This is a genomic window from Bacillus cereus group sp. MYBK108-1 (genome assembly GCF_051917185.1).
GTDB lineage: Bacteria > Bacillota > Bacilli > Bacillales > Bacillaceae_G > Bacillus_A > Bacillus_A cereus.
Window position 1 is genome coordinate 1 of sequence record NZ_JBQAHZ010000053.1, and the last position, 5,767, is coordinate 5,767.

A 5,767-nucleotide genomic window follows, 5' to 3' on the forward strand; every position below is an offset into this window, starting at 1 on the left:
TCATCCTGAGCCAGGATCAAACTCTCCAATAAAGTTAGTTTGTCTAGCATCTAAAATAAAAATTGACGTTTCACGTTGTTTGTTTCGTTCAGTTTTCAAAGAACTACTTGGCCGCTCATTTGCGACTTCCTTATGTTAACATTTTCATCTTTCAATGTCAACTAAGTTTTTTATTTCGTTTGTCGCTTGCGACGTTATTGTCATCGGCGACTTGTTCTATATTACACCTCTAAAGCATAATCGTCAACACCTTTTTATAAAGAACTTCAATTTAATATTTTTATGCTCTTTTAACTAAATACGTCTCTATAGGATTTCATTATCGGAGCACACCTTCTGCTTCTCTTTAATTTGTTTTTCCAAATATATTCGAGTTAATTTGAACTCTAGACTTAACTTGTGTGGACGTTTTCCTCCAACAAAACTAGCAACCTTATTTTAACAAATACTAGTATATAATTAGAGAGTTGTTGTACTATCAATAAAACTCTATTAGAAGCAGGTGAAGATATGAAAGATATACGTATCCTTATAGCAGACGACGATAAAGAAATCCGAAATTTATTAAAAATATATTTAGAACGAGAATTATACATGGTAGACACTGCAATCAACGGCGAAGAAGCCTTACATTTATTTAATCAAAATAACTATAACCTCGTTATACTAGATCTTATGATGCCCAAAATAGATGGAATCGAGGTATGTAAAAAACTTAGAGATAAAACTAACGTACCTATATTAATGCTCACCGCTAAAGATCACGAAGTTGATAAAATTTTAGGTTTAAGCATTGGTGCTGATGATTATATTACGAAACCTTTCAGCATTCACGAAGTAATTGCACGAGTAAAAGCTCTTATGCGGCGTTTTTTAGTTCTCGGAAGTAACAATACTGCTCAAGAAAAAACAACTTTATCTTTTAAAGGACTAACTATCAATTTAAATACATACACAGTTCATACAAACAAAGAAGAAATTAGCTTAACCGGAAAAGAACTGGAACTGTTAAAATTCTTTACTTCAAACCCAGGGCAAGTATTTACAAAAACACAGCTCTTCCGAAATGTATGGGACGATAATTATATAGAAGATGACAATACCGTTATGGTACATATTCGAAAACTTAGAAAGAAAATAGAAATTGACCCTTCCAATCCAAAATTCATTCAGACTATATGGGGAATTGGTTATAAGTTTGTAGGTGAAAAGCTTGAAGACTGATAAAACCCTCTTCCTGATTTCATTACAACTTATCATTTGCGGGATTTTAAACATACAAATGGATCCAAGAATAAAAATGTCTTTATTTATTATCCTTATCTTAATTACAATTTATCTCTTCTTTTCAAGAATACAATTCATTCAACATCGCAAAGCAATGGATACTAAATTAAGTCGTGTACTAAAAGGAAACTTACAAACGAGATTATTCACAAGCAATGACCACTCATTACATAATATCGTTTTTTCAATAAACGAGCTAATAGGTAAATTAGAGCAGGTTCAAATTGAAGCCAAAAGATCCGAGGAATCCAGAAAACAACTTTTGTCTAGTATCTCCCACGATATACGAACACCACTCACCTCCATTATCGGATATATAGATGCTTTGAAAGACGGAGTTGCTGCTTCTGAAATAGAAAAACAAGAATATCTTAAAATACTCTATATGAAATCAAATAACTTAAAGCACCTAGTTGATGAAATATTCAATATGGCGAAGCTAGACGCTAATGAATTTCCACTAAAAGAAGAAGAACTCGACTTTTCTGAAGTTACTAGAGAAGTTTTGATTGAATTTTTACCTGAGCTCTCAAAACATAACATCGAACTGCAAATTCTCATACCAGAATCTACTTGTCCTATCATCGCAGATCATCTAAGCATTATGCGGATTATCGGTAATTTAATGAAAAATGCAATTTATTACGGAAAGGATGGGAAAACAATAGGAGTCGAATTGCTAGAAGCTGATGCAGAATACGAACTTCATATTTGGGATCAAGGCCCTGGTATTCCAAAACATGATTTACAAAACGTATTTGAGCGAATGTACCGAAGCGAACAATCAAGAAACTCTTCATTTGGTGGTAGCGGTCTCGGGCTTTCTATTTCCAAAGCGCTTGTTGAGAAAAACGGTGGACATATATGGGTTGAAAGTACTCCATGGAAACGAACTACTTTTGGCTTTTCTATTCCAAAGCACAATACTTTTAAGAAATAGTTAAGAAATGATTAATATGCAGTTAAGCCTTCCTTTTTATGATGTAAGTAAGAACTTATAGAAAGCAGGTGTCTCCTATAAATACAATTATAAAAACGACTAACCTTACTAAAGTATATGGCAATCAAAAATCAGTAGATAATTTAAATATTAATGTTCAACAAGGGGAGATTTATGGCTTCATCGGCCGCAACGGTGCTGGTAAAACAACAACCATTCGTATGCTACTTAGTCTTATAAAGCCTACAAGTGGAACGATTGAAATATTCGGAGAGAACTTATTCCAAAATCAAAAAGATATTTTAAGCAGAATTGGTTCTATAGTTGAAGTTCCAGGATTTTATGAAAACTTAACTGCAAAAGAAAACCTATTAATTAATGCAAAGATAATTGGGGTTCACAAAAAGAATGCTATCGAAGAAGCATTAGAAATAGTAGGCTTGCAGCATGAGACAAAAAAGTTAGTAGGAAAGTATTCTTTAGGAATGAAGCAACGCTTAGGAATTGCACGTGCTCTTCTCCATTATCCTGAGCTACTCATATTAGATGAACCAACTAACGGACTAGACCCTATTGGTATTAAAGAAATGCGAAAACTTATTCATTCTTTAGCTCAAGAAAGAAATATAACAATACTCATTTCTAGTCACATATTAGCCGAGGTAGAACAGTTAGTCGATCGTATCGGAATTATTCATGAAGGAAAGTTACTAGAAGAAGTTTCTCTTGATACGCTGCGCAAAGCAAACCGTAAGTACATAGAGTTTCAAGTGAATAATGACGATAAAGCTGTGATGTTATTAGAAAATCATCTTCAAATTTTTGATTATGAAGTACATGATGAAGGAAATATTCGTATTTACTCTCATTTTGGACAACAAGGATACGTAAACAGAACGTTCGTTCTTAATGATATTGAAGTATTAAAAATGATGATAAGTGAAGATAGACTAGAAGATTATTTCACCAAACTAGTTGGAGGTGGAACAATTGGTTAATCTACTCTATACAGAACTCTTAAAACTAAAACGCTCTAATATGTTTTTAATTAGCATTATTGGTGCTGGTGTCGCACCTTTCTTAGTTGTAGTAGCCTCTTATATACATATAAAAACAAAACAGCCAACTCCAACTATTTGGTTCGATCAATTATTTACTGACGTTAACTTATATACTACTTTAGTTATAGGATTCCCCTTATATGGAGTAGTGGTTGCTTATTTGCTTACCCGCGAATATACAGAAGATACACTGAAAAATTTACTAACTATCCCCGTGTCACGCATTAGCTTTATTACAAGTAAATTCATCATTCTCTTTCTTTGGATTATGATGCTAACTTTAGTCGCTTGGGCACTTACTTTAATATTAGGGCTATTGGGGAACTTCCCTGGTTTTAACATTTCTTTACTTTTAGGTTCTTTCCTAGAATTTTTAATATGTGGTGGACTTCTCTTTCTATTGTCTTCACCTATTGTGCTACTAACTCTTGTAATGAAGAGCTATGTACCACCCATCATATTAACAGTCATTATTACAATGACTAATCTTATGCTCGTAAACTCCAAGCATAAAGATTTATTTCCGTGGACCGCTACTCTAGATATCGCAAATAACGAATTACAACCGACATATCCACCAGAGTATTCTTATATCATCATTGCAGTAACGACAATTTCCGGATTTATTGCAACACTATTCTATTTTAAAAAAGTAGACATTCATTAATGTATAGGAGTGAAACTATGAGCGATATCATTATTGCCTTCATACTCGGTATTGTAGAAGGATTAGCTGAATTTTTACCTATATCTTCTACTGGCCACCTTATATTAGTCGGGCATTTATTAGGCTTTGAGGGAGAAAGAGCAAAAACGTTTGAAATTGTTATTCAGCTAGGCGCAATTTTAGCTATTGCAATTTTATATCATAAACGTCTCGTTTCTTTATGTAATATTAAACCTCTTATACAGAAAGAAAAAAAATTCAACGCGTTCCATGTATTTCTTGGCGTATTTCCGGCAGTGGTTGCTGGTTTGCTACTACATGATATTATTAAAACATACTTATTCCAGCCATACACTGTTGTGATTGGACTTATAGCAGGGGCAATTCTTATGATCTTTGCAGAAGTAAAAAAGAAAGAGGCAGCAGCCTATTCACTGGACGATTTAACATACCGTCAAGCTTTAACAATCGGATTATTTCAGTGCTTAGCGGTATACCCTGGCTTCTCTAGAGCTGGCTCTACTATCTCTGGAGGTCTATTAGCAAAAGTAAATTATAAGACTGCATCTGAATTCTCTTTTCTAATAGCTCTTCCTGTAATGATTGGGGCAACAGGCTTAGACTTACTAAAAAGTTGGAAGTATTTAAGTGTCGATGACATCCCTATGTTCGCGGTAGGATTCATTACCTCTTTTATAGTAGCGATGCTAGCAGTAGTAACTTTTCTAAAGCTTTTAGAGAAGATAGGTTTAAAACCTTTTGCATACTACCGTATTTTGTTGGCTATCTTATTTACGCTTTTCGTATTGCTATAGATTCATATAAGTCACATATTATTAAACTGATATTCAATTTAGAATATCAGTTTTTTTATCTATTTCAACTCTAGTATTACTCACTTCAATATGGCATAGTGATAATAAACTACCATTCATAATCTGAACGTTCTTTAAGTAACTATGTCCTTTATCATAAAATGCAATTGGAAAATTAAAGATCCCATATATGTACAGAACATATTTACAAACTATATTCACTCCACATAGTATCTTTTTAATTTGCAAAACACTGATACAAATTAAAAATAAGTACAAAGGCATAACAAATAAATAAATTTCCTAGGAATTATAAAGAGATTAAATATTAATTAGAGTGAGGTGACGATAAAAATGAATCAATTAGCACAGACATATTGGGATACTTATTGGGGAAACAACAAAAAACCAGAATCTGTTACAGCTTGGCAATTTGGGGATGCCCCTAATTATCTTGCACAACTAGTAATTGACGGTATTAAAACAGCTACATGCTCCGGTCACATTTTTTATGAATTAGAAAATGAATCGCTACCGACTACTAATGATTATAGTATTATACTCAATAGTAATGATGAACCTGTAGCTATTATTAAGACAATAGAAGTAACTGTAACACCAATGAATGAAGTAAGCGAAGAATTCGCTATCGCTGAAGGCGAAGGAGATCGTACTTATAATTACTGGAGAGACACCCATGTTCGTTTTTTTACAAAGGAACTAAATGAGATTGGTCTTAATTTCTCTGAAGATATGTTACTCGTCTGTGAGCGTTTTGAACTTGTTGATGTGAACAATAAAGTGAAATTTTAATAAACTGAGATTTACCAGCCATTCTTATTTTTATAAAACACAAAAAAGACGAGTCATTCTGACTCGTCTTAAGCTTGCTTGGCGACGTCCTACTCTCACAGGGACAAGGTCCCAACTACCATCGGCGCTAGAGAGCTTAACTTCCGTGTTCGGTATGGGAACGGGTGTGACCTCTCTGCCATCA

Annotated in this window: 6 protein-coding genes and 1 rRNA gene; 6 read left to right on the top strand and 1 reads right to left on the bottom strand. The window is 33.6% G+C overall.

The features are described from left to right. Positions 1–510: 510 nt before the first annotated feature. The 6 genes from ACTFSL_RS30965 (at position 511) to ACTFSL_RS30990 (ending at position 5,583) form a co-directional block, all read left to right on the top strand. A complete protein-coding gene (locus ACTFSL_RS30965; RefSeq protein WP_000651997.1) occupies positions 511–1,224 on the top strand; it encodes a response regulator transcription factor in 714 nt (237 codons plus the stop codon). Further along, entirely contained in the window at positions 1,214–2,227 is a 1,014-nt protein-coding gene (locus tag ACTFSL_RS30970; RefSeq protein WP_000845328.1) for a sensor histidine kinase, read from the top strand. Before ACTFSL_RS30965 ends, ACTFSL_RS30970 begins: the two co-directional genes overlap by 11 nt. 68 nt (positions 2,228–2,295) lie before the next feature. Further along, positions 2,296–3,225 carry an ABC transporter ATP-binding protein gene (locus ACTFSL_RS30975; RefSeq protein ID WP_119682860.1) on the top strand — a complete coding sequence of 310 codons (930 nt, stop codon included), beginning with the start codon at positions 2,296–2,298 and terminating at the stop codon, positions 3,223–3,225. Next, complete coding sequence (locus ACTFSL_RS30980) at positions 3,218–3,955, top strand: ABC transporter permease (RefSeq protein WP_000247711.1); 738 nt, start codon at positions 3,218–3,220, stop codon at positions 3,953–3,955. The genes ACTFSL_RS30975 and ACTFSL_RS30980 overlap by 8 nt, the downstream gene beginning before the upstream one ends. 17 nt (positions 3,956–3,972) lie before the next feature. Beyond that, a complete protein-coding gene (gene uppP / locus ACTFSL_RS30985) occupies positions 3,973–4,770 on the top strand; it encodes an undecaprenyl-diphosphate phosphatase UppP (protein ID WP_326263739.1) in 798 nt (265 codons plus the stop codon). A gap of 354 nt (positions 4,771–5,124) precedes the next feature. Continuing rightward, a complete protein-coding gene (locus tag ACTFSL_RS30990) occupies positions 5,125–5,583 on the top strand; it encodes an ASCH domain-containing protein (protein WP_001072420.1) in 459 nt (152 codons plus the stop codon). Positions 5,584–5,659: 76 nt separating this feature from the next. Here the strand turns inward: ACTFSL_RS30990 and rrf are convergent. Beyond that, positions 5,660–5,767 (bottom strand): 5S ribosomal RNA (gene rrf / locus ACTFSL_RS30995); the annotation flags it as partial.

Excerpts from the sequence above, each read along its gene's own strand:
- ACTFSL_RS30965 (WP_000651997.1), top strand. The coding sequence starts at position 511 with ATGAAAGATATACGTATCCTTATAGCAGACGACGATAAAGAAATCCGA.
- ACTFSL_RS30990 (WP_001072420.1), top strand. The coding sequence starts at position 5,125 with ATGAATCAATTAGCACAGACATATTGGGATACTTATTGGGGAAACAAC.
- uppP (WP_326263739.1), top strand. The coding sequence starts at position 3,973 with ATGAGCGATATCATTATTGCCTTCATACTCGGTATTGTAGAAGGATTA.